Below are 25,541 nucleotides of genomic sequence, written 5' to 3' on the forward strand. Positions count from 1 at the left end.
TTTCGAATAATGAATTATTCGAAACATTGAAAATACGCTGTCGCGTATTTGATACCCACAATAATCTCTTAGTTTTTCTCTTCAACAGTTGATTTCCTTTTAACAAAAGGTTATCATAGATAGTGTGGCTGGGTTGAGAAGTTTACTCTTCATCACTCTTCAGCCGGTGCTTATGACGATGAGGTCCCACCTGTTCCCATTCCGAACACAGAAGTTAAGCTCATCAGTGCCGAAAATACTTGGCGGGAAGCTGCCCGGGAAGATAGGTCGGTGCCGGCTCCACGAAATAAGAAACAATTCACTTATGTGGGTTGTTTCTTTTTTGTGTATAGTGATAAGTAGTCGCTTGTTTAACTGGTGAGGGCAAGAAACTTAGGCAATAAGAAAGCCTCCTTTTGCTAGTGGCGGTTTGCCAACCGCACTAAGCAAAAGGAGGCTTTGTCGTGAATGACATAAATAGTAACCAGTGGTATTATACCATCTGATAAGTACGAAAATATTATTGCGTGAGTATGTTTGGATTAGCCGTCTCATATTAAATATTACTCTTTGTTGTCTGTACTGTTTCCTTCCAGGGTTTCGTTTACCCGGTAGCTTAGTATCATCAGGCTATCGCCAAGATGAACGTTCTCCACCACAATCCCGGGGTGAGAGACAGCGAAATCGTAATGAGTAAAATTCCAGAAGGCTTTAATGCCCAGCTCGACCAGCAGATCACTTGCTTTGCGGGCACTGTCTTTGGGAATACACAGAATCGCCACCAACGGCTGATGCTCTTTACAAAACGGTACCAGCATTTCAGAGGATAGTATCTTTAATCCGCGCAGATTTTTTCCTATCATCTGCTTATCGGTTTCAAAGACACCGATTAGGTCAAACCCCTTGGCCTCAAAGTCCATATGCGCGGCTACGGCCTTGCCGAGGTTACCGGCTCCAAGCAGGATGGTCTTATGCTTTTTGCCAACACCAAGGATATTGCCAATCTCGGCGTGAAGCTGCTCTACATTATAACCGTAGCCCTGCTGCCCGAAGCCGCCGAAGCAGTTAAGATCCTGCCGTATTTGGGAAGCGGTAAGCCCCATTCTGGATGAAAGCTCGCGCGAGGAAATCCGCAGAATTCCCGCGGCTTTCAGGTCGGACAAAAAGCGGTAATAGCGGGGCAGCCGTCTGATAACCGACAGCGAAACCGATTGACTTTTTGCCACATTAATCGCCTGCTTTCTGAATTTTCAATTAATTAATAACGAGTATACTATTAAAGCTTCTGAATGGTCTGCATTACATATTCGCCGAAATCCGAGCAGGTTGCACCGGTATCGCGCCCGGTAATGGTCAGTTTCTTCTCTTCGTACATACAGATATCCAGAGCACGCTCCAGCTTATCCGCCTGCTGCTGGTATCCGATGTGGGAAAGCAACAGAACCGCCGCCCGCAGCATCGAGCAAGGGTCGGCATATTGTGCGCGTCCCTCCTGAACCATTCTGGGAGCGGAGCCGTGAATTGCTTCAAACATCGAATAGCGCTTTCCGATGTTGGCACTGCCTGCGGTACCTACACCGCCCTGGAATTCAGCGGCCTCATCGGTAATAATGTCACCGTACAGGTTTGGTAGTACAAACACTTTAAAATCACGGCGGCGCTTCTCGTCAATCAGCTTAGCGGTGGTAATATCGATATACCAGTCGTCAGTAGTGATCTCGGGGTATTCTGTGCCGATTTTCTGGCACAGCTTCAGGAACTTGCCGTCGGTTGTTTTAACAACGTTGGCCTTGGTAATAATCGAAACGCGGTCTTTATGGTTCTTGCGCGCATACTCGTAGGCAAGACGAGCAATGCGCTCGGTACCCTGCGTGGTGGTTACGGTAAAATCAAAGGCCAAATCATCGTCCACATTTACGCCACTGGAGCCGATGGCATAAGCACCCTCGGTGTTTTCGCGGAAGAAGGTCCAGTCAATGCCCTTCTCGGGAACCTTTACGGGGCGAACATTGGCAAACAGATCAAGCTCTTTGCGCATCGCCACGTTGGCGCTCTCGATGTTCGGCCATGGGTCTCCCGCGCGAGGGGTGGTGGTGGGGCCTTTTAAGATTACATGGCACTTTTTAAGCTCGGCAAGCACATCATCGGGGATAGCCTTACCCGCTGCCGCGCGGTTTTCAATGGTGAGACCGTCAATCACGCGGAAGGATACCTTGCCCTTTGCAGCCTCATCCTTGAGAAGATACTCAATCACGCGGTGTGCCTCATTGGTGATGGTGGGGCCGATGCCGTCGCCGCCGCACACGCCTATTACGATATTATCCAGCTTGCTGTAATCAATAAAATCGCCTTGTGCTTTCATCTGCTCCACGCGCTTTAACTGCGATTCAATCAGCTTCGCGTATTTTTCAGCAGCAGCTGTTATCTTTTCCGAGTAATCCATTAAAATGACCATTCCTTTCTTTAGTACCCCAAACGATCAGAATAACTGACAGGTTTTTATTTTATTTGGATTGTTCTCTGGTATAGTTTAATAGCCCGCCCGCAAGCAGAATATCCTTCTGACGCTGTGAAAGCGCACAGGTAGCCGTAAACGTTTTGCCAGAAGCAGTACGGATGGTAAGGGGTTTGTCTGCAGCAATGTCTTTCAGCACGTTCTCAATAACAAGCGCGTCACCGAGCGCCACAGTGTCGTAATCCGCAGCGTTTTCAAATTCCAGCGGCAGAATACCGGCGTTAATCAGGTTCGCGCGGTGAATGCGCGCAAAGCTCTTGGCAATAACGGCCTTGATGCCGAGATAGAGCGGAACAAGCGCCGCATGCTCACGTGAGGAGCCCTGCCCGTAGTTGGTGCCGCCGATAATAATTCCCTTTCCGGCCGCTTTGGCTCTGGCGGGGAACTCCTCGTCACAGCGGGTAAAGCAGTAATTTGAGAGATGCGGGATATTAGAGCGGTAGGGCAGCAGCTTAGCGCCCGCGGGCATGATGTGGTCGGTGGTGATATTATCGCCAACCTTAAGCAGTATATCCGCCGAAATGGTGTCGGCAAGCGGGTCACTCTTGGGGAATTCCTTAATATTCGGGCCGCGAAGCACCTCAACATCCTTTGCCTCAGCTTCACTCGCGGGAGGAATGATCATATTATCGTTAATGATAAACTGCTCGGGAATTTTGATATCAACAGCACTTCCGAGGATTCTGGCATCAGTCAGCACACCTGTAAGAGCGGAAACTGCCGCCGTTTCGGGGCTAACCAGATAAACACCCGCATCTGCGGTGCCGGAGCGCCCCTCAAAGTTGCGGTTGAAGGTTCTCAGGCTGATCCCGGCTGAGTTAGGCGACTGCCCCATGCCGATGCAGGGGCCGCAGGCGCACTCAAGAATTCTGGCGCCCGAAGCAATCAGGTCGGCCAGTGCGCCGTTTTGCGCAAGCATATTAAACACCTGCTTGGAACCGGGGGCAATCGAAAGGCTTACGGCAGGATGTACGGTTTTACCCTTTAAAATCGCTGCGACACGCATTAAATCAAGGTAAGAGGAGTTGGTGCAGGAGCCGATGCAAACCTGATCAATCTTCATTTTCCCGATTTCGGAAACCGATTTTACGTTATCCGGGCTGTGCGGACAGGCTGCGAGGGGCTCCAGAGCAGAAAGGTCAATTTCAACAACCTCGTCATACTGAGCGTCGGGGTCAGATGCAAGGGGGATGTAATCAGCCTCACGGCCTTGAGCCTTTAAGAAGGCATGAGTAATCTCATCGGAAGGAAAGATCGAGGTGGTAGCGCCAAGCTCGGCACCCATATTTGTAATAGTTGCGCGTTCGGGAACAGTAAGGGTTTTAATCCCTTCTCCACCGTACTCGATAACCTTGCCTACGCCGCCCTTCACGGTTAAACGGCGAAGCACCTCAAGGATAATATCCTTTGCACTTACCCATGGAGCAAGCTTGCCGGTCAGGTTCACCTTTACCATCTTGGGCATAGGAATATAGTAAGCGCCGCCGCCCATGGCTACCGCAACATCCAAACCGCCGGCACCCATTGCCAGCATGCCGATGCCGCCGCCCGTGGGGGTATGGCTGTCGGAACCAATCAATGTTTTGCCGGGTATACCGAAACGCTCCAGCTGCAGCTGGTGGCAGATGCCGTTACCCGGGCGGGAAAAATAGATACCGTGCTTTTTTGCAACACTTTGAATATACCGGTGGTCGTCCGCGTTCTCAAAGCCTGTTTGCAAGGTGTTATGGTCGATATAGGCGACAGAACGCTCGGTTTTTACCCTAGGTACTCCCATAGCCTCAAATTCAAGGTAGGCCATGGTGCCGGTAGCGTCCTGCGTAAGTGTCTGGTCGATTTTCAGACCAATCTCTTCACCTACAATCATGCTGCCGCTAAGCAGATGATTCTTAATAATCTTCTGTGCAATCGTTAATCCCACGTTACAGCTCTCCCCTTATTTAAAATACAAAAATATAATTTATAAAATAGAACAGAAATGGGCTTTATTGATTTAAAGCACAGAACTGTTTAGACTATCAGATTATATAATTTTATAATAATGCGAGAAGATTGTCAATCAATTAACTAAGAGGTTTCCAGTTAACACGCAGGTAAAAACCAGTAATAGGGTAGCATATGGCATTATATTATCTTTTGGTAAGCAACAACATCAAGGTATTGGCCAAACTTAATACCCACTTCTTTATAATGTGCACATTTGGTAAAACCGTTCTTTTCAAACAAGCGAATACTTGGCCGGTTTTCACCGCATATAGTAGCTACCAGTACATGCATTTTTTGTTCCTTAGCCTTTTCTTGAATAAACTCAATAGCCTTGCTGCCGATCCCTTTTCCAGTAAGGCCGGGCTTTAAATAGATGGTAACTTCAGCGGTGGCATCGTACGCCTCACGCTTTTTATGCTGTGTAAGGATTACATAGCCCGCTATGGTATTATTTTGCCTAATCACATAAGTACAATATTTAGGGCTTTCAAAGATAACAATCTCCTTCATCTCCGCTTTCGTCAGTGCATGTGCGTGAAAGGTTGCGGTGGTATTCAGCACGTAATAGGTGTATATTTCTAAAACCTCAGGCAAGGTTTCGTCGCTCACCTTTTCAAAACTGATTGTCTCCATTTTAAACATCTTCCTTCACTTGATTTTTTTATTTAGATGCCATAATATCAGAAATACAATATTACCTGCAAGAAATAGGGCGGCGGTAAATAAAAATGTATTTTGAATTCCGGCAGCATCCGTAATAATGCCCAAAAGAAGATAGCCGATAATCGTACCGGCACTGTTTACGGAACCTAAAAACCCCATCGTTACGCCCATCCCGGCCTCTTTTCCCACAACGGCCGCTAATGCCGTTATCGACGAAAGATGCAAGGCTGTGCAAATGCCTAAGAAAACCAGCAGGATTCCAATAAGCCAGCAACCTTTGAATGCGGGAAAAAACAAAACCAGAAGGGCGGTTATAGCCCCTGAAATCATCACAAGTTTTATTTTATTATGCCTGTCACAGAATCTTCCTAGCGGTATCTGTATGGCCCCTATCACCACATTGTATACGGCAATCAGTACCCCAATGGTACCCATGTTCATCCGATTATCCAATGCGTATTGTGTAAAGGTTGCGCCAAACAGCGCAAGCAACACAGCAGAAACGATATTCAGGCAAGCCAGCCCAATCATGGATTTGCTTTTTAATATATCAGTCAGTTTGCTGTAGACTGGTTCTTGCTGTTTATACGCTTTAGGGTTGGTATGGTTACCTTTTTTAAAATTTCCAAAACAAAGCAGTATAAAAAGCGAAACAAATGAAAGCCCAAGCAAGGTAAGAAAGACGGGTATATTTCCATTGCTTTCCCGGCTCTCGTAAATAACCCCGCCAATGATAGGCCCAACACCGCTGGCCACAAAGAGGATGGTATTATAAATTCCCATATACCGTCCTTCTTGCCCTTCGGGGCTTATTTCCCCCACATAGGCCATTGCCATCGGCAGCATCATAGCGGAGGCTACGCCGTGCAAAAGCCGTGCAGCCAGCAGCGACGGGATATTCCACGATATAAGATAAGCCGCTGCGATAAAGATGTATAATATCAGGCTATAGAGCAGAATAGTTTTTGCGCCCCGCTTTTGTGAGAGTCTGCCTACCGGTGTGCCGATTATCAGTCTTACCGCATACATGCTACTGTAGATTACCCCAATAATAAAACCGGTGCCGCCCAAGGTCTTAGCATAAGGTACAAGAATTGTACCCGAGATACAGGTTCCCAAAACCAACAAAAAAACCGAGATACAAACAATGCTGAATTCTTTTTTCATGATGTCAATTATGGTCTGAAGCCTTACCTTTCAGAATGTTGTTATAATGTTTAAAGTGAATCAAACTACAATATATGATATTATTTTAACATACTCTGGCAGCAATTTCAATGTTTTCAAGGAGATCAGAATGAATATCAGAATGAATATTGCATCTGCAATAACCGAAGACAAGATAACCTTAAAACGAAAATATGTTCTTTTCCGACGGCGTTTTATATATCTTGCTATTGTTTAAAAATAGAATAGTTGATATAATAATTCTGGTTACGTTTATTAAACTTACAATTGCGTAAGCTTGATATTATGCGATGAAAGTGTAGTATAATGTAGTTATTGCGGCATGATTATAGCAATTACCAGCGTTGGGGTTTACCCAGTTAAATGCTTGTTGGGTGATACAGTTTGCCCGCATACATTCCTTTACCGTTGGAAACAATATCTTTTATGATATTGGAGGTGAGGGAATACTGTGAGCAACCAGCAGGCAGATGAAAACAACAAGGATAAGCCCGAAAACGAATCCGCACACAGCACCACAGGCGAGGAGCAGACCGAGCAGATTGCTAAAACCGGTTCGGTAACGCAGAGCAAGGGCGACCACACCATACACTGCCTTACCATCGTGGGGCAGGTGGAAGGGCACTATATCCTGCCGCCGCAGAACAAAACCACAAAATATGAACATGTAATTCCCCAGCTTGTTGCCATAGAGGAAGACCCTGAAATTGAAGGGCTTTTGATTATACTCAATACCGTGGGCGGTGATGTTGAGGCGGGGCTGGCTATTGCGGAGCTTATCGCGGGCATGAAAAAGCCCACGGTGTCCATCGTTTTAGGCGGTGGGCATTCCATCGGGGTTCCGCTTGCGGTTTGTGCCAAGCATTCCTTTATTGTGCCGTCAGCCAGTATGACCATACACCCCATCCGCCTGAGCGGGTTGGTATTGGGCGTGCCGCAAACCCTTTCTTACTTTGACAAGATGCAGGAGAGGATTGTGCGCTTTGTTTCAGATAATTCCAACATCTCCGCCGATAAGTTCCGTGAGCTCATGACCAAAACCGGGGAGCTGGTAATGGATATCGGCACGGTGCTGGACGGGGAGAAGGCGGTAGAGGTGGGGATCATCGACTCCTTAGGGGGCTTAAGCGACGCAATCAGCTGCCTTTATGATTTGATTGAGAAGGATGCCGAGGAGCATAAGAAAAAGGGAACAAGGAAAAAGGGAGGCAGGGTGACAGGCTGATGCTGTTATATACAAAAGAGCCATACGAACTGATTTTTCAAAACCAAACAAACGATAAAACCGTTACAAAAACCGTAAACGGCGTACTGCTTGAAGGCTGCGAGCAGCCGGACGGCCTGCATATTACAAGAGTTCTGTCTACCGACCCGAAGGCGTACCTTCGAAAGGAGTTTTCGCCGGGCAGTATTATTACTCTTACCCAATAACTCAGTCTATTACTGCCCGCACAGGGCAGCGAAGTATATTGCCTGCTCGGCAGGCTACATAAAACGGAGGGCATTACTTTGACAATTTTAAACGCGATTCTTCAGGGTATATTACAGGGCATTACCGAGTTTTTGCCTGTATCCAGCGACGGTCATCTTTCTTTGTACCAGCATTTCACCAAAACCTCGGGCAATGGAGCCTTAATGTTTACGGTTATGTTGCATCTCGGCACATTGATTGCCGTATTTGTTGCATACCATTCGCTTATATGGGATTTGATTCTTGAGTTTTTCCGCATGATTGGTGATATCTTTACAGGAAAGTTTTCGCTTAGAAAGCTAAACCCTGACCGTCGGATGATTCTGATGATACTGGTGGCGACGCTCCCACTTGCGGCGTTTTATTTTGTAAAAGATTTCTTTACCTCGCTCGCCGAGGATAACGACATTGTGGTGGAAGGTGTTCTGTTCCTGTTCACCGGAATTATGCTGTTTTTGGCCGACCGCTGCTTTAAGGGTGATAAAACCGCCAAGAACATGCGGTACGGTGATGCACTGCTGATTGGTACCTTTCAAGGTCTTGCAGCACTTCCTGCGGTTTCCCGTTCCGGCTCCACCATCTCCATTGCGCTGCTCAGGGGCTATTCCAGAGAGTATGCGGTGGCATTTTCGTTTATCTTAGGTATCCCGGCTATCCTCGGCGCAAATATTTTTGAGTTTGGCGATGCGCTTTCACAGAGCAGTAATATTAATTGGCTTCCGATTATTATTGGAATCATATGTTCGGCGGTTGTAGGGTTCTTTGCCATAAAGTTGCTGGCGTGGATGGTTAAAAGCGATAAGCTGTCTATATTCGCATACTACACCCTTGCCCTTGGCGTACTGGTGATTATCATCGGTGCCATAGAGCATATAACAGGCTCCAATTTCGTAGATTTAATCAGCTCCATGATTGCTTAGATTGAAAGCGGAAGGATAGAATAAGGATGGCACAAAGAAGGTCGACCACGGCCCCCAAAAAACCGGCTGCACGGTCCTCCGGCAAAAGTAGTGGGGGAGCAAAGTCCGCGAAAGCGCAGGAGAACGAAAGTAAGCGCGCCTATGCCAGACGGCAGCTGTATGCGGTCATACTTTTCGCCGCAGGTATTTTCTTCTGTGCACTGGTGTTTGTGCAGGGTACCAATCTGTGGACAGAGCTGCACAAATTCATGTTCGGCATGTTTGGCGGCGTAGCATATGCAGTACCTTTTATCACCATGCTACTGGCCGTATTTATGGCTGTTGACCAAAAAGCAATCTCTCCTGCGGCAAAATGCTGGCAGGCAGGGCTCCTTACGGTAATGATCTGCGGTGCCGTGCAGATTTTTACAACCGGCAAGCCGCAGGGCGATACCTTCTTTAATCAGATCGCCTCTCTGTACAACGATGGTGTAGCCAAGCGCGGCGGGGGCTTCTTCGGCTCGGTGTTTGGCTGGACATTATATGAGCTTTTTGATAAAACCGGAGCGGGTATTACCATCATCCTGCTTATCGTGTTATTTGTAATGATTTTAACCGGTATTACGTTGCTGGATATCTTTAAAACCGTGAGCACGCCAGTCAAAAAGCTGGGGGATGTGTATCAGGAACGTTTTGATGAAAAATCCAAGCCGCGGTTTAATATCGACATACCGCTGGATGATGATACCGAAATGCCAGGGCATCCCATCACGGCAGGGCAGGTAATATGGTCCAATACCCCGCAAACCGAAAAGGAGCGCAAGGCGGCGCTCAAGCAGAAGCAAAAGGAAGAAAAGCAGAAGAATAAGAATCTTATTGCTGAGATTAAGAATAAGAAGCCTGAATCGACTGACGCAAATACCGCCGGAGAGATTAATAACATTGTGGAACGCGTGGCCCCCAGAGCGCCGATAGATATCCCGCTGGATAAGCCTTCTACCCCCAAAGCCACCCGTCAGGCAGTCGAAAACGAGGCCAAAGCCTTTGAGCAGAACATTGCCAAAACGGCGGTGGAGCAGGAGGCCATGGATAACGGCACCGGCTATACATATCCACCTATTACGCTGCTGGAGCAAGGCAAGCCGGTGAACACCGCCGACATCAGCGAAGAGCTGCGCCAAAATGCAGAGCTGCTGGTAGATACCCTTAAAAGCTTCGGCGTGGTTACCAAGGTGCTGGATATCTCACGCGGCCCGGCGGTTACACGCTATGAGCTGCAGCCTTCCGCGGGCGTTAAGATTGCAAAGATTACAAGCTTGGCCGATGATATCGCTCTAAACCTTGCAAGCGGCGGGGTGCGCATTGAGGCGCCTATTCCCAATAAGCCGGCAGTGGGTATTGAGGTGCCCAATAAAGAGGTAAGCGTGGTAAAGCTGCGCACTATTGTGGATTCCACCGAGTTTGTAAGTGCAAAGAGCAAGCTGTCAGTAGCACTGGGCATGGATTTAACCGGCGATAAGACCATTACCGACCTTACCAAGATGCCGCACCTTCTGGTGGCTGGCGCTACCGGTTCCGGTAAGTCAGTGTGCATCAACTCGATTATCATCAGCCTTTTGTATAAATCTACCCCAGACGAGGTTCGCTTCTTAATGGTTGACCCTAAGGTGGTAGAGCTTGGCATCTATAACGGCATCCCGCACCTGCTGGTGCCTGTGGTTACCGACCCTCGCAAGGCGGCCGGTGCACTGAACTGGGCAGTCACCGAGATGCTGAACCGCTACAAGCTGTTTGCTGATAATCAGGTTCGTGATTTGGTGGGCTACAACGAACTTGCCGCCATCAACGACGAGATTAAGCCGCTGCCGCAGATTGTCATCATCATCGACGAGCTGGCCGACCTGATGATTGCCGCCCCCAACGAGGTGGAAGACGCCATCTGCCGACTTGCTCAGATGGCGCGTGCCGCGGGTATGCACCTAGTTATCGCTACACAGCGCCCGTCGGTAGATGTAATCACCGGTGTTATTAAGGCAAATATCCCCAGCCGTATCGCGTTTGCAGTGTCCTCGCAGGTAGACTCGCGTACCATCCTTGATATGGGCGGCGCCGAAAAGCTGCTTGGGCGCGGCGATATGCTGTTTTCGCCGGTTGGTTCCTCCAAACCCATCCGCGTACAGGGCTGCTATGTAAACGAGAAAGAGGTCGAGCGTGTCGTTTCCTTTATCAAGAAGGGTTCGGCTGCCGATTATGACGATAATATCCTGGATGAGATTGAAAAGCAGGCCGCGAAGGAGAAATCCTCACCCTCCGGGGAAGACGGCGGAGCTGACAGCGAAGACGAGATGCTGCCCAAGGCCATTGAATGTGTGGTAGAGGCCGGGCAGGCATCCACCTCGTTATTGCAAAGAAAGCTCAAGCTCGGCTATGCCAGAGCCGCGCGTATTATCGACGAGATGGAGCAGCGCGGAATTGTCGGGCCGTTCGAGGGCAGCAAGCCCCGCCCGGTTCTCATTACCCGCCAGCAATGGATTGAAATGACAATGCGGCAGGAACCTGCTCAGGAATACAGCATGAAAGATTAGTCTTTATAAAAATAGAACAGGAGCAACGAATGTCAGGTTTTTTACCGATTTCCCGCAGCGAGATGCTTGAAAAGGGTATTGATCGCTTTGATTATATCTGCGTAACAGGTGACGCTTATGTTGATCACCCTAGCTTTGGTATTGCTATTATCTCAAGGGTGCTGGAGGCGCAGGGCTACTCGGTGGGCATCATCGCGCAGCCCGACTGGCACAGCGTGAAGGATTTCAAACAGCTGGGTGAGCCGCGTTACGGTTTTTTTGTTACCTCGGGTAATATTGATTCTATGGTTTCAAACTATACAGTTGCCAAGAACCCGCGTACGGAGGATAGCTATTCTGCCGGAGGAGAAGCGGGGCACCGCCCCGACCGTGCTGTTATCGTTTACTGCAAGCTGCTGCGCAGTGCTTATCCCGATACACCAATTATCATTGGGGGGCTGGAAGCCTCTCTGCGCCGGTTTGCCCACTATGATTACTGGGACGATGCCGTTCGCCCCTCTATTTTAATCGACAGCGGCGCCCACCTTCTTACCTATGGCATGGGCGAGAACCAAACCATCGAGATAGCACGCCGTCTGGCAACAGGGGAACCGGTAAAGAATATAACTGATGTGCTCGGCACCTGCTACGTTACCGCCAATGAGAATATTCCCTTGGGGCTGGTAAACCTTCCAAGCTACGAGATGGTTTGCGAGAACAAAAAGGAATACTGCAAGGCCGCAAGGCTGGAGATTGACGAGCACGATGCCATCTCAGGCCGTGCGCTGCTGCAAAAGCACGGTAAAAGGGCGGTGATACAGAATAAGCCCATGCCGCCACTTACGCAGGAGGAGCTGGACAAGGTTTATTCGCTGCCGTACATGCGTTTTTACCACCCAAGCTACGAGCAGAAGGGCGGGGTACCCGCCATCGAAGAGGTGGAGTTCTCCATCACACACAACCGCGGCTGCTTCGGGCACTGCAATTTCTGCTCTATTGCGTTTCATCAGGGGCGCAGAATCACCTGCCGCAGTGAGGATTCGGTAGTAAACGAGGCTGAAAGCTTTGTGAAGAACCCTAGGTTTAAGGGATATATCCACGATGTGGGCGGGCCCACCGCAAACTTCCGAAAGCCTTCCTGCAAAAAGCAGCTGACAGTGGGCTTGTGCAAAGGCAAAAAGTGTCTGGCACCCGAGCCCTGCGCCGCACTGGAGGCCGACCACAGCGAGTATCTGCATATGCTGCGCAGGCTGAGGGCTATCCGCGGAGTAAAAAAGGTGTTTATCCGTTCGGGTATCCGCTTCGATTACCTGCTGCAGGATAAAAACGATGCTTTCTTTAACGAGCTTGTTGAAAACCATGTAAGCGGTCAGCTGAAGGTAGCGCCCGAGCACTGCTCTCCCTCGGTGCTGGATGCCATGGGCAAACCACATATCGAGGCCTACGAGGCCTTTGCAAAGCGGTTCTACGAGCGCACTAGGAAGATACACAAGGAACAGTATCTGGTGCCCTACCTGATGTCCTCCCACCCAGGCAGTACCCTGAAGGATGCCGTTACCTTGGCGCTATTCTTAAAGAAGCATAACATTCGTCCTGAGCAGGTGCAGGATTTTTACCCAACCCCGGGCACCATCTCCACCTGTATGTTTTATACGGGGCTGGATCCTTACACCCTCAAGGCAGTTTATGTACCGCGCGAAAGCGGTGAAAAGGCACTGCAGCGGGCATTGCTGCAGTATTTTAACCCCAATAACCACGCACTTGTAAAACAGGCGCTTATAAAAGCGGGCAGGGAAGACCTGATCGGTTACGGCGAAGGCTGCCTGATTCCACCCTTTATTGCGAAAAAACAAGACTTTGCTGGCGCTAATGCGAAGAACCGCCCTCACAGCGGCTTAAGATCACTCAATGACCGGCAGGTGCCACCACAAAAAGGTAACGGAGGCTTTAGGTATGGCAAGGCAAAACAAGGAAAGCCGGCAACTGCAAAGACTACTAAAAAACCTGTTCAAAAGTAAGCCTGCGGCACTCTCTGTTATCTGTGTTGTAGTAATAGCAGCCATATTGCTGACATTATCATCCGCATCCATTCTGCCGTTCACGTTCCCCACATGGGGAGATGCCTACACGGCTGTAACCGGTGAGCCGGCCAGCTCACAATCGGTATTTGCCCTGGCAGAGATATCTTCAGCGGCACAGAGCAAAAGCTCTACGTCCGAAACGCTCAGCGGCAAGCAGATGTCGGTGTATATCATTGATGTAGGGCAGGGCAGCTCCACCTTGTTTACCACCGGGGATAATTCCATTTTGATTGATGCTGGTGAGAATGATCAGGGCGGCAAGGTGCTTGATTGTCTCAATGCTCTTAAAATTAATCATTTAGATTATATAATCGGTACCCACCCGCATTCCGACCATATTGGCGGAATGGACGACGTACTGAAAAAGGTAGAGGTTGATACTGTAATCCTGCCAAAGGTACCTGATGCAATTCTGCCAACCACCAAAACCTACGAGGATGTTCTGACCCTGCTTGCAGAGAAAAAGATTAAAGTGATTACTGCCGCTCCTGGCAAAAGCTACGTCATCGGTGCAATGAAGCTGGAGACCTTAGGCCCGGTTGGGGAGTATGATGATTTGAATAATGAATCGGTGGTTTCCAAGATTTCGTTTGCAAACACCAGCGTATTGGTTTCAGGCGATGCCGAAACCGCCGCCGAAAAAGATATACTAAAGAAGGATTTTAACCTTAAAAGTGATATCTATGTAGCCGGTCACCACGGAAGTTCCACCTCAACCGGGAAAGCGTTTTTGGCGGCGATCAAGCCTGCTTTTGCTGCCATATCCTGCGGCGAGAACAATGATTACGGCCACCCGAGTGCATCAACCCTTCAGAAGCTGAAGGATAAAGGTGTTACCGTATACCGCACTGATTTAAACGGAACCATTGTTTTTACTACCGACGGAAAGAACATCGCCGTAAAAACCGAAAAATGAAGGGGCATATAACCTATGACAGATAAACTCCTAAGAATCGACAGGCTAGAAGGCACTGTTGCCGTCTGTGAAGATGAGCAAGGCGGAAGGGTTCAGCTGCCTGTATGCTCGCTTCCGGCGGGAGTAAAGGAAGGCGACTGCTTAAAGCTTGATGATACCGGCCGCGCGGTAGTTGATACTGAAGAAACCCGCCACAGGCGGGAGCTTATAAAAAAACTGCAGCAGCAGGTATTTTCAGAAGAATAGATTTATAAAGTTATTACTCATACACAACCCGAGTATTTCCCGCCAAAACATGGCGGGTTTTATCGTTTAGGAGGAAGAATGGCTAGAATTATAAAAAACGGCATCGTCAATACAGTAAAGAGCAGTTATAACCACTGTATCCTGCGTATTGCGTTATATGTATTCGTTGCACTCGCAGGGGCGGCACTTGCTTTTTTTACATATGGAATCAGCCTGATCCTACTTATCTTTCTTTTCCTGATTAAGCGCGAGCGGGTACAGATGATAATACTCAAGCATGGAATTGAGGGCGAGGCGGCTACCACCGAGGTTCTGAAAGGCCTGCCGCGCTGCTATTATGTCTGCCCCGATGTAACCATCTCGGGTGATGGGCATTCCGCACAGATGGATCATGTGGTAGTAGGCCCAAACGGCATTTTTGTTGTAGAAACCAAGAATCATATCGGTAAGATTTATGGGGACGACGACGATCATGCACTGCTGCAGAAGAAAAAGGCCGAATACGGCAGCCGCTATGCAAAGCGTTTCTACAGCCCCATCAAACAGGTTACAACCCATACACGGGTGTTAGGCCGGGTATTGGAGCAGTATGGGTACAAGATACCCGTGCAGGGCGTTGTATATTTCTCACATCCCAAAACCAAGGTTAAGGTGTTTAGCGAAGAGATTCCGGTATTTTCTGCACGCCGCGGCGGCAAAAGAAAACTCAAACGTTATATTAAACATTATGGCGGCGAAAGAATGCTGGAACCTTCGGAATGCAAAATAATCGCGCACAGAATTGCAAATTATAAATAGTGCTGTTATAATAATTTACTAAACAGATTAAGGTATAATTTATGTCTGAAGCTTGTAAATGAATAGCCTAAACCTGTAACAGCTGAAATGAGGCCATTATGAATGATTATATAATCTCTGCGCTTGAAGAAATGGAACAAAGGGTGCGCAGTGCTCAACCCCTAAGCTTTTCCGGGCTGAACCCTGAAGAGACACTGCTGGTTTCGGTGGATATGAACAACGGCTTTGCCAAACAGGGAGCCCTGTTTTCTGAAAGGGTGAAGGCACTTATCCCCAAAACCGCAGCCTTGGCAGCAGCCTGCGAGGAACATGGAGTGGTTTTAGTTGCGGTGAGCGACCATCACAATGAGCAGTCCATTGAGCTGAACGGCGGATATCCGCCGCACTGCTTGGAGGGAACCGATGAGCCCAGTCTGGTTAGCGAACTGCAGGCGTTTTTCCCTACTGTTATCGAGAAGAACTCCACAAATGCCTTTTATAAGATGAGCACCAAAGAACTGCTTAGTGATTATAAAAACTTTATCATCACCGGCTGCTGTACCGATATTTGTATCTTCCAGTTGGCCTGCGCGCTGAAAACCTATTTTAATGAGCAGAACGACTTGCGCGATATTATTGTACCGGTTTCACTCGTTGATACCTACGACAGCCCGCAGCATCCGGCGCAGATGATGAACACGGTGTTTTTGTGCAGCATGATGGATAATGGCATCCGGGTTGTATCCGACATCCTTTATTAAATTTAACATTTCAGCAGAAAGAAGAAGAGACAAATGAGCACAAATTGGGCACAGAATCGCAACCTTACCATGCTCACCGATTTTTATGAGCTGACAATGTCCAATGGCTACCTTGAAAACGGTATGCAGGATAAGATTGCGGTTTTTGATATGTTTTTCAGAACCATCCCCGATAAGGCCGGCTTTGCAATCTTCGCAGGCCTTGAGCAGGTGATTGATTATCTGAACAACCTCAAGTTTACCGACGAAGACATTGTATACCTGCGTAAAAAGAATCTTTTTAGCGAGAAGTTTTTAGACTATTTAAAGAATTTTCAATTTACCTGTGATGTCTGGTCAATGGAAGAGGGAACCCCCATCTTCCCCAACGAGCCGGTAGTAACGGTTCGCGGGCCGATAATTCAAGTGCAGCTGTTGGAAACCATGATTCTGCTCACCATCAACTTCCAGTCTCTTATTGCCACCAAGGCCAACCGCATTGTGCGTGCGGCACAGGGTAAGCAGGTGCTGGAGTTTGGTTCCCGCCGGGCTCAGAGCAGCGATGCAGCAATACTGGGCGCCAGGGCCGCTTATATCGGCGGCTGCCACGGAACGGCTTGCACCATCGCCGACCGGGAGTATCTGATTCCCGCTTCCGGCACAATGGCACACAGCTGGGTGCAGATGTTTGACAGCGAGTATGAGGCCTTTAAGCGCTATGCAGAGGTTTACCCCGATAGCTGTACCTTGCTGGTGGATACCTATAATGTTCTTAAATCTGGTATTCCAAACGCCATAAAAACCTTTAATGAGGTATTAAAGCCGATGGGCTACCGCCCCAAAGGGGTTCGGATAGACAGCGGCGATATCGCCTATCTTTCCAAGAAAGCTCGCAGAATGCTGGATGAGGCAGGGTATCATGATGTTGCCATCATAGCCTCCAATTCTCTCGATGAATACCTGATTCGTGATCTGTTCCTGCAGGGCGCGTGTATCGACGGTTTTGGGGTAGGTGAAAACCTGATTACCTCTAAGAGCGACCCGGTATTCGGTGGTGTTTATAAGCTGGTTGCGGTTCAAAAAGATGATGGAACCTACCAGCCCAAAATCAAAATCAGCGAAAGTATCGAGAAGGTAACCACTCCGCATTTTAAAGAGCTGTACCGTCTGTATTCCAACGAAAGCGGTATGGCGGTTGCCGATTACCTCGCAATTCGCGGTGAAGAGCTTCGTGTGGAAAACGGCTTAACGATTTTTGACCCCGTTGAGGTGTGGAAAAAGAAGTACCTCACCAATATTACTGCAAAGCCTATGCTTAAGCAGATCTTTAAGAATGGAGCGTTGGTTTATAAAACCCCATCGCTCGCCGATATTCGTACCTACTGCCTAGAGCAGGTTGATCTTTTATGGGATGAGGTTAAGCGTTTTGAATACCCCCATCGCTACTATGTAGATCTTTCCTTCCGCCTCTGGGATGTTAAAAACACCCTGCTTTCAAGCTACATGGCAAAATATTAATGCAGCACTGCCGCTTAGAGCCTAAAGCCTAAGCGGCAGTGCTTTGTTTCAAGATCGGTTCGCACAAGAAGAAAGCATAGCGTTGCAGCTGCACATCCATTAGATGCTGGGCTATCCCAATAAGAAGCAGGAATACAACAAAGGCAGGCTTAACGGAACAGTCGCGCAGCCGATGCTCGTGAATTAGATGAGATTATTGTTTTGGTGCGGATTTTTATATATTTATCAACCGGATATATGTATAACGGATACTTTGCATAGAGTATCCGCTTTTTTATGGATATTTGTTTGGCCCCGCATTGCAATTTGATTTTACCTAGATTTATTAAAATCCACAAAAATACATAATTATAAGCAGATGGCTCCATATTTGATTTGACATTGATGACTGATGGCTGTATACTTAAAAACAACATAAAACAACATTAAATTAAGCATAATGCCACACTCTTGATATTAAATAGCACTCATGTGTTAGGAAAACGAATCGAAAATTGTACAATATTAATAAATAGACGTTGATGATATCATCTAAAACGGAAAAAATACAGACAAACAAACAAATACCATTGATATGCCGCAAATTTAGTGATATTATATAAACGACCAAACAAGATGCCACATCAATGTGGCATGAACAAGCAGAAAGCAACCCAAAATTTTAAGGAGGATCTCAAATGAAGAAAGTTTTGGCATTTATTTCAGCAGTTGTTATGGCATCAGCATTGTTCGCCAGCTGCAGCTCCGCTCCCGCAGCAAGCTCGTCAGCAGCTCCCGCAAGCTCTGCACCTGCCAGCTCGGAAGCAGTTAGCTCCGCAGCAGCAAGCTCTGCAGCGGCAACCGGCGATGTAGACCTCAGCAAACTCGCGGGCAAAAAAGTAGCTGTAGTTCGCAACCTGGCTGCAGGCGACCATACTCAGCAGTTCCTTGACGGCTGCGTATCTGAAGGTAAAAGCTTTGGTTTTACAGTAGATACATACGTAACTGACGGCGACGACGCTAAGACTCAGGAAGTTGTTGCACAGTGCATTTCTAAAGGCTACAACGGCATCATCCTTTCTCATGGCCAGCTCTCCTACACTTACGACATGCTCAAGCCCGCCAGAGATGCAGGTATTGAGGTTGTAACCTTCGACAGTATGCCCATGAAGGGCGGCGACGCTAAAGGCGAGCTGCTTCAGGGCGTGACTTCCACCGCACAGGACGATCAGGCACTTGCTCAGCTTTCTCTTGATTCCATGCTCTCTGAGTATCAGGCAAAGGGCGGCAAGCTCCCGATGAAAGTTCTCAAAACCTTCATGGGCCCTGGCATCCCTCCGCTTGACAGACGTAACGTCGTTTACACCAAGTACGAGCAGGAAGGCAAGATTAAGACCCTTGAAGTAATCGCTCCCTCCGATCCTGCAAACGCTCGCGGCGATATGACCAATAAAACCGCTGCTATCCTCCCCAAATATCCTGCAGGTTCTGTTGATGCTATCTGGGGCTGCTATGACGAGCTTGCTAAGGGCGTTCTTCAGGCTCTTAACGATGCTGGCCGTACCGATATCCCGATGTACACCATCGACGTTTCCAACGATGACATCAACCTCATGCGCACAAACAACAAGGTTTGGAGATCTACTGCAGCAGTTGACCCCAAGCTTATCGGTATCGTTGATATGAGACTTCTTGCTTCTAAGTTTGCCGGCGTTGAGACCCCTGATTACTATAACCTCTCTGCTAGCAGCATCAAGACCGACGAACTGAAGCCCGACACCTCCATGACCACCTTAAACCAGGTTGTTAAGGGCTGGGGCGACGCTTCTACCGATGCTTCCTTTAACCTTCCTTGGATGGACACGCTGCGTAAACAAAACAGCAAGTAATTGGAGAAGTATTAGGAAATGAAAGAATTAAAACTTGAAATGCGGGGCATATCACTTGAATTCCCGGGTGTCAAAGCATTAAGCAATGTAGATTTTGATTTGACCAGCGGAACAATTCATGCTCTGATTGGTGCAAACGGCGCAGGCAAATCAACCCTTATGAAGGTTTTGGCAGGTGCCAATGCCCATTACACAGGTCAAGTTTTCGTTGATGGGGAACCGGTGGAAATCCGGTCCCCCAAAAACGCAAAAGATCTAGGCATTGAGATTGTATACCAAGAGGTTGACGTTGCACTGATTCCTTACCTTTCGGTTGCAGAGAACGTTATGTTCGATGTAATTGTGAACAACATGGGGAAGAATCACATTGTTAACTGGTCTAAGATCAAAAAGACTGCGAAGGAAACCCTTGAAAAGCTAAACGTTGAGCTGGATGTGAACCAGCCTGTTTCAGAGCTTACTCTTGCGCAAAAGCAGATGGTACTGATCGCCCGATGTGTGGTAGAAAAATGCCGCCTGCTGATACTTGATGAGCCTACCGCGCCGCTTTCCAATTCCGAGACAGAGGAATTATTCCGTATTGTTCGTGAACTTGCCAAAGAAGGCGTTGCAATTGTATTTATTTCACACAGATTGAATGAGCTGTTTGAAATCTGCAATACCATTACTGTAATGAGAGACGGCAAGGTTGTTAAAAACATGCCGATTACTCCCGAGCTGCAGACCAAGGATATTGTAGAGCTTATGCTTGGGCGTAAATTTGACGATAACTATATCAAAAAATCCGTTAAAATCGGCGAACCGTTACTAGAGGTAGAGGATCTTTCAGAAGCCGAGGGCAGAGTTAAGAACATAAATATGACGGTTAAACGCGGCGAGATTGTCGCTGTAGCCGGCCTTGTTGGCGCAGGTAAAACGGAACTGTGTAAAACCCTGTTTGCTGCATTTAAGCAATCCAGCGGTACTGTAAAATTGAACGGGAAAACTATCAAATATAAAAATCCGAACGAAGCAGTTAAGCGAGGCTTTGCGCTTGTACCCGAGGAACGCCGCAAGGAGGGAGTGCTGATTACAGACCCTGTTTATGCAAATATAAGCGTTGCCGCCATGAAGAAGTATACCGGCTTTTTGTCTGTAGTAAACAAGATTAAGGAAAGAAAAGATGCCTGCACCATGATTTCAGATCTTGGGATTAAAACCCCTTCCGAATATCAGGAGGTAGCGTTGCTTTCCGGTGGTAACCAGCAGAAGGTCGTACTCGGAAAATGGCTCAATTCCGAATCGGAGATTTATATTTTTGACGAACCCACCAAGGGAATAGATGTCGGTGCAAAGCGTGACATGTACGAGCTCATTGAAAGGCTTGCAGCCCAGGGTAAAGGTGTAATATACGCATCCTGTGAGTTTCAGGAAATTCTGACCATTGCAGACAGAGTGTATGTGTTATACGACGGACAAATTGTTAAAGATTTAAATGTCGCCGACACAGATGAAAAAGAATTACTTTACTTGTCAACAGGAGGACACTAAAAATGAATGAAAAAAGCCTGTCTGCAAAGAATAGTGCAGTGGGTAAGACCGTAATGAGCTTTATAACAAAATGGGGAACGCTTCTTACCATCTTGTTATTGTTCATCATCTTTACCTTTGCAAACTGGAACGCCCAAACAAACTCCAGTATATTCCTCACGCCAGATAACATGATCACCATTCTAAGAAGTATCTCAATCACAACCATTATCGCAATCGGCTTAACCTTCTCTATTGCGGTAAACGGTATGGATCTTTCCATCGGTGCCAACGCAAACTTTGCAGACTTTTTAATAATGACAATGTTTGTTTGGTACAACATCAACATGGGGCTTTCTATTGTCCTCACACTGATTATCTGTCTATCCGTTGCACTGATAAACTGCTTGCTGATTGTAAAGCTAAAGATACCAGACATGGTTGCAACCCTTTCGGTAATGTTTATGTTCCAGGGTGTTGCGATGACCTACTCCAACGGTGGCGCTATTACAGAGCGCATGGTAAGAGCAAATGGTCAGGCTTCTGCCGGCCTTGTTCCTGCAGCGTTCCGTGCAATCGGCAAAGAGCCGTGGCTGATTATCATCATGCTGGTAGTAGTAGCTTTCGCTTTCTTCTTCTTAAACTACACCAAGCACGGCAGATATATGTATGCAGTAGGCGGTAACCCAGAGGCAGCCAGACTTTCCGGTATTCCGGTAAATAAGTACAAGATTCTGGCTTATTTCCTCTCTGCTGTATTCGCTGCACTTGGCGGTATTTTCATCGCAGCCCGTGTTGGTACGGCTCAGGTAAACGCCGGGGCATCCTACCTTATGCCGTCGGTTGCTGCAGCCTACATCGGTTTCTCTGTTGCGGGTGCCGGTAAGCCTAACGCAATTGGTACACTGGCTGGCGCAGTACTGGTTGGTTTACTTGAAAACGGCTTAATCATGATGTCTGTACCCTATTTTGCTATGGATATTGTAAAGGGCGGCGTACTTGCAATCGCTCTTGCGCTGACCTACTCGCAGCAAAAAAAGAATTAATCCCAAACGAGATAGGGAGGAGTTTAACCTCCTCCCCTTTTCTTGTATGGCAAACTGCATAAATCACTACTATGAGAAAGGATTGACTGTTTATGTCGCGTTTTGATAAATACTTTTTGTTAAAAACCGATGATGTTGCAGAGTATGTTCAGGAAAAGCTTTCGTTTTTCCCGGCAGATGCCAAGTTTGAGTGTAAGGAAATCGGTGACGGTAACCTCAATTATGTATTCAGGCTGGTAGATGCCAACACCGGAAAATCTATCATTGTAAAACAGGCCGGTGAGGCGACCAGAATATCTGCCGAGATGAAGCTCTCTACCGATAGAGGCCGAATTGAAGCGAAGATTCTTGGCATACAGGCCTCCTATGCACCGGGGCTGGTTCCTGAGGTGTATCTGTACGACAAGGTGATGTGCGCAATGATCATGGAGGATATGATCGGGCACACCATCATGCGTGCAGCACTCATGAGGCACGAGAAGTTCCCGCGCTTTGCGGAGGATATCTCTACCTTCCTGGTAAACACCCTGCTGCTCTCTACCGATATTGTAATGAATCACAAGGAGAAGAAGGCAAACGTACAAAGCTTCATTAACCCTGACCTGTGCGAGATTTCTGAAGACCTTGTTTACAGTGAGCCCTTCATCGATTACAACAAGCGAAACAACGTATTCCCTGCGAATGCAGAGTTTGTGAAGAAAGAGCTGTATGAGGATAAGGCGCTGCACCTTGAGGCTGCAAAGCTCAAATTTGAATTCATGAACAACGCGCAGGCACTTATCCATGGCGACCTGCACACCGGTTCAATCTTTATTAACAAGGATCACACCTTTATCTTCGACCCTGAGTTCGCGTTCTATGGCCCCATGGGTTACGATATTGGTAACGTGATTGCAAATATGTTCTTCGCATGGTGCAATGCAGATGCTACCATCGAAGACCCTGCCCAGCGTGCCGATTACTGCGGCTGGATTGTTGATACAATTGAGGAGATTGTAGATAAATTCATTGTTAAATTCAAGGCTGCCTATGCGGCAAACGTGAAGGATATCCTGGCAAAAACTGAAGGCTTTGTGGATTGGTACCTTGGTACCGTTCTTGCGGATACTGCAGGTGTTGCGGGCCTAGAAGCCATTCGCCGTACCGTGGGAATGGCCAACGTGAAGGACATTACCACTATTCCCGACACCGAAAAGCGTGCAAGAGCCGAAAGAATCGTTATTACACTGGCAAAAGAGTTCATCAAGAACAGAGACAGCTTCAAGTCTGGCAAGGATTACAGAAAGGCCATTGAAGCCGTTGCTACGAAGTTCTAATAACGGCAATAGAGATTAAACCTAGCATGTATCTTTAGGAAAGGATCATTACAATGAGTGAAAAAAAATCAATCCTGGATTACGAAACAGTTGCCTTGGATGATGCAAAGAGTGCACTGGTTATCATTGACCAGACACAGCTGCCGTACAAGACCGAGATACTGTCCCTCACCACCCAGAAGGAGATCTGGACAGCTATCTATCTGCTGCAGGTGAGAGGCGCACCCGCCATCGGCGTTGCGGCAGCAATTGGTATCTACCTTGCGGCGAAGGAAATCAAGGCGGATACCTACGAGGATTTCTATGCCCAGTTTAAAAAGGCGAAGGAGTATCTCGCATCCGCCCGTCCCACTGCGGTAAACCTTTTCTGGGCACTCAACCGCATGGATGATGTGGCAAAGGCCAACTCTGATAAAACAGTAGCGGAGGTTAAGGAGATCCTTCATAAGGAAGCCGTTGCTATTAAAGAAGAGGATATCTGGGTTTGCAAGCAGATTGGTGAATACGCCTTAACACTTGTAAAGCCCGGTGACGGCCTGCTTACCCACTGCAATGCCGGTCAGCTTGCTACCGCCAAGTATGGCACCGCTACCGCTGCAATGTACTTGGGGCAGGAGAGAGGCTATAACTTTAAGGTGTTTGCCGATGAAACAAGGCCTCTGCTTCAGGGCGCAAGACTTACCGCCTATGAGCTGCATGAGTCTGGCATTGATGTAACGCTGATCTGTGATAATATGTCTGCCACTGTAATGAAGAACGGTTGGGTGAACGCCGTATTCGTAGGCTGCGACCGTGTTGCCGCAAACGGCGATACCGCAAACAAAATCGGCACCTCAGTGGTTGCCACAGTTGCGAAACGTTATAATGTGCCGGTATACATCTGCGCTCCTACCTCTACCATTGACCTTAACACCAAAACCGGAGCCGATATTCATATCGAGCTGAGGCCCGCAGAAGAGGTTACTGAGATGTGGTATTCTAACCGCATGGCTCCCGCAGGCGTAAAGGTGTTTAACCCGTGCTTTGATGTAACGGATAACGACCTTATCGCCGGCATTATTACCGAGTATGGTATTGCAAGAGCACCTTATTCTGAATCGCTGAAAGAAATCTTCGCAAAAAAAGAGGCTGCAAAGGCAGCCAGATAATACCAATCACTCACTAAAGCCTTACTAAATAATTCTCGTAAAAAGCCGTCAATCGAAGCTTCCTGCTTGATTATTCAATACGAAATATATATTTCGTATGGCTTTTTATAATTGTGATAAGTATCAGGAGATTACATAAGGCGAAGAAGTTTTACAATTCAATAACCTCTTCGCCTTATCATTCAATTTATAGCTGTGCTTTGTTGATACATTCATAATATGCAACGTTGTTCTCATTCAAAAAATCAATCCAGCTCTGCTCCAGATGCTTATCGGTGATGAGCCCGTCAATATCAGAGAAGTTACATATGTTCAAGAATGAGGTTTTATCAAACTTAGAATAGTCAGCCACTACATAAACCTTGTTGCTGCGAACCAGCAGCTTCCGCCTGATTTCAGACATTGATTCGTTGGAATCGGTGATACCGTATTCTTTTGAAAGTGAACGGCAGGACATAAAGGTTTTATCAACGAAGTAGTTATCCAGCGACTGAAGCGCGCCGCGCCCGATAAATGACATGTTGTTTGGGGCAAAGAGGCCGCCGATTGTAATCAGGTGTATGTTCTGAAAATCAGCCAGAAAGTTTACCACCTTCAGCGAATTGGTAAGTACGGTAATGCGCATCTCGCAAACGGCCTTCGCAATAAACATTGCGGTGGTTGAGGCATCCAGAAAGATCGAATCACCGTTGTGAACAATCTCTGCACACTTTCGGCCAATCAGCTGTTTACTTTCGGTATAAGCCGCTTCACGAACAGAAAGGTCAACCTCGTTCTGAACACCGTCCTGAATAAAAGCACCTCCGTAGGTACGGGTTAGGAAGCCTTCATCTTCAAACGCTTTCAAGTCTCTTCTGATGGTTTCTTCGGTAACGGAAAACATCTCCGCAAGCTCCGAAACGATAACGCTTTTTTTCTCCAGAATAATTTCCTTGATTTTTGCTTTTCTTGTTATTGCCAGCATAATGAACCCCCGATTTAATAAAGTATGTTGCTGTTAGTTTGTGTTTGCAAACACAGAAAATCGCACTTTTTATTTATTATTACATGTTTTTAACGGGAAGTAAATAATCAGTGCAGATTTTTTTGAGCAAAAATCACATAAAAACTA

21 protein-coding genes and 1 rRNA gene are annotated in these 25,541 nt (G+C 47.4%); 16 read left to right on the top strand and 6 right to left on the bottom strand.

The genetic code is table 11. The annotated features are described in order from the left end of the window. The first annotated feature begins 162 nt into the window (after positions 1-162). Positions 163-279: ribosomal RNA gene (rrf, locus tag BLR50_RS07825) — 5S ribosomal RNA — on the top strand. Between the two features lie 263 nt (positions 280-542). Here rrf and BLR50_RS07830 read toward each other — a convergent pair. The 5 genes from BLR50_RS07830 to BLR50_RS07850 form a co-directional block, all read right to left on the bottom strand. Then, complete coding sequence (locus BLR50_RS07830; RefSeq protein ID WP_092640290.1) at positions 543-1,205, bottom strand: redox-sensing transcriptional repressor Rex; 663 nt, start codon at positions 1,203-1,205, stop codon at positions 543-545. Positions 1,206-1,255: 50 nt separating this feature from the next. Next, positions 1,256-2,434: an isocitrate/isopropylmalate family dehydrogenase gene (locus BLR50_RS07835; RefSeq protein ID WP_242871714.1), complete on the bottom strand. Its 1,179-nt coding sequence runs from the start codon at positions 2,432-2,434 to the stop codon at positions 1,256-1,258. A 49-nt stretch (positions 2,435-2,483) separates the two neighbouring features. Next, positions 2,484-4,415 carry an aconitate hydratase gene (locus BLR50_RS07840; protein ID WP_092640294.1) on the bottom strand — a complete coding sequence of 644 codons (1,932 nt, stop codon included), beginning with the start codon at positions 4,413-4,415 and terminating at the stop codon, positions 2,484-2,486. Between the two features lie 203 nt (positions 4,416-4,618). Beyond that, on the bottom strand, positions 4,619-5,113 hold the full coding sequence (locus tag BLR50_RS07845; protein WP_092640296.1) for a GNAT family N-acetyltransferase: 495 nt from the start codon (positions 5,111-5,113) through the stop codon (positions 4,619-4,621). Between the two features lie 15 nt (positions 5,114-5,128). After that, positions 5,129-6,310, bottom strand: coding sequence for an MFS transporter (locus BLR50_RS07850; RefSeq protein ID WP_092640298.1), 1,182 nt, complete (start codon positions 6,308-6,310; stop codon positions 5,129-5,131). Between the two features lie 472 nt (positions 6,311-6,782). Here BLR50_RS07850 and BLR50_RS07860 point away from each other — a divergent pair, with 472 nt between their 5' ends. The 15 genes from BLR50_RS07860 to mtnA all read left to right on the top strand — a co-directional run bounded on the left by BLR50_RS07860 (position 6,783) and on the right by mtnA (position 24,430). Then, a complete protein-coding gene (locus BLR50_RS07860; protein WP_092640302.1) occupies positions 6,783-7,556 on the top strand; it encodes a ClpP family protease in 774 nt (257 codons plus the stop codon). Then, complete coding sequence (locus BLR50_RS07865; protein WP_092640304.1) at positions 7,556-7,762, top strand: YlzJ-like family protein; 207 nt, start codon at positions 7,556-7,558, stop codon at positions 7,760-7,762. The genes BLR50_RS07860 and BLR50_RS07865 overlap by 1 nt, the downstream gene beginning before the upstream one ends. Before the next feature lie 78 nt (positions 7,763-7,840). Further along, positions 7,841-8,722, top strand: coding sequence for an undecaprenyl-diphosphate phosphatase (locus BLR50_RS07870; RefSeq protein ID WP_092640306.1), 882 nt, complete (start codon positions 7,841-7,843; stop codon positions 8,720-8,722). Between the two features lie 26 nt (positions 8,723-8,748). Then, positions 8,749-11,286 (top strand): DNA translocase FtsK, encoded by a 2,538-nt coding sequence (locus tag BLR50_RS07875; protein WP_092640308.1) that lies wholly within the window; start codon positions 8,749-8,751, stop codon positions 11,284-11,286. A 29-nt stretch (positions 11,287-11,315) separates the two neighbouring features. Continuing rightward, entirely contained in the window at positions 11,316-13,283 is a 1,968-nt protein-coding gene (locus BLR50_RS07880; protein WP_092640310.1) for a YgiQ family radical SAM protein, read from the top strand. After that, complete coding sequence (locus tag BLR50_RS07885) at positions 13,219-14,262, top strand: ComEC/Rec2 family competence protein (RefSeq protein WP_162840368.1); 1,044 nt, start codon at positions 13,219-13,221, stop codon at positions 14,260-14,262. The genes BLR50_RS07880 and BLR50_RS07885 overlap by 65 nt, the downstream gene beginning before the upstream one ends. Positions 14,263-14,277: 15 nt before the next feature. Continuing rightward, positions 14,278-14,508: a DUF3006 domain-containing protein gene (locus tag BLR50_RS07890; protein WP_092640314.1), complete on the top strand. Its 231-nt coding sequence runs from the start codon at positions 14,278-14,280 to the stop codon at positions 14,506-14,508. Positions 14,509-14,586: 78 nt separating this feature from the next. After that, complete coding sequence (locus BLR50_RS07895) at positions 14,587-15,306, top strand: nuclease-related domain-containing protein (protein WP_092640317.1); 720 nt, start codon at positions 14,587-14,589, stop codon at positions 15,304-15,306. A gap of 98 nt (positions 15,307-15,404) precedes the next feature. Beyond that, positions 15,405-16,046: a cysteine hydrolase family protein gene (locus tag BLR50_RS07900; protein ID WP_092640319.1), complete on the top strand. Its 642-nt coding sequence runs from the start codon at positions 15,405-15,407 to the stop codon at positions 16,044-16,046. A gap of 33 nt (positions 16,047-16,079) precedes the next feature. Next, entirely contained in the window at positions 16,080-17,543 is a 1,464-nt protein-coding gene (locus BLR50_RS07905) for a nicotinate phosphoribosyltransferase (protein ID WP_242871715.1), read from the top strand. Between the two features lie 677 nt (positions 17,544-18,220). Continuing rightward, the gene (locus tag BLR50_RS07910) at positions 18,221-19,411 is read left to right on the top strand and encodes a sugar ABC transporter substrate-binding protein (protein ID WP_092640320.1); all 1,191 of its coding nucleotides are present in this window, start codon (positions 18,221-18,223) and stop codon (positions 19,409-19,411) included. Positions 19,412-19,429: 18 nt separating this feature from the next. Continuing rightward, entirely contained in the window at positions 19,430-20,941 is a 1,512-nt protein-coding gene (locus BLR50_RS07915) for a sugar ABC transporter ATP-binding protein (RefSeq protein WP_092640321.1), read from the top strand. A 2-nt stretch (positions 20,942-20,943) separates the two neighbouring features. Then, positions 20,944-21,966: an ABC transporter permease gene (locus BLR50_RS07920; RefSeq protein WP_205408679.1), complete on the top strand. Its 1,023-nt coding sequence runs from the start codon at positions 20,944-20,946 to the stop codon at positions 21,964-21,966. Positions 21,967-22,058: 92 nt separating this feature from the next. Next, the gene (gene mtnK, locus BLR50_RS07925; protein WP_092640323.1) at positions 22,059-23,282 is read left to right on the top strand and encodes an S-methyl-5-thioribose kinase; all 1,224 of its coding nucleotides are present in this window, start codon (positions 22,059-22,061) and stop codon (positions 23,280-23,282) included. Between the two features lie 53 nt (positions 23,283-23,335). Continuing rightward, the gene (gene mtnA / locus BLR50_RS07930; protein ID WP_092640325.1) at positions 23,336-24,430 is read left to right on the top strand and encodes an S-methyl-5-thioribose-1-phosphate isomerase; all 1,095 of its coding nucleotides are present in this window, start codon (positions 23,336-23,338) and stop codon (positions 24,428-24,430) included. Positions 24,431-24,617: 187 nt separating this feature from the next. Here the strand turns inward: mtnA and BLR50_RS07935 are convergent, their stop codons facing one another. Next, on the bottom strand, positions 24,618-25,394 hold the full coding sequence (locus tag BLR50_RS07935) for a DeoR/GlpR family DNA-binding transcription regulator (protein WP_092640327.1): 777 nt from the start codon (positions 25,392-25,394) through the stop codon (positions 24,618-24,620). Positions 25,395-25,541: the final 147 nt, after the last annotated feature.

The organism is Acetanaerobacterium elongatum, assembly GCF_900103835.1.
GTDB classification, from domain to species: Bacteria; Bacillota; Clostridia; order Oscillospirales; family Ruminococcaceae; genus Acetanaerobacterium; species Acetanaerobacterium elongatum.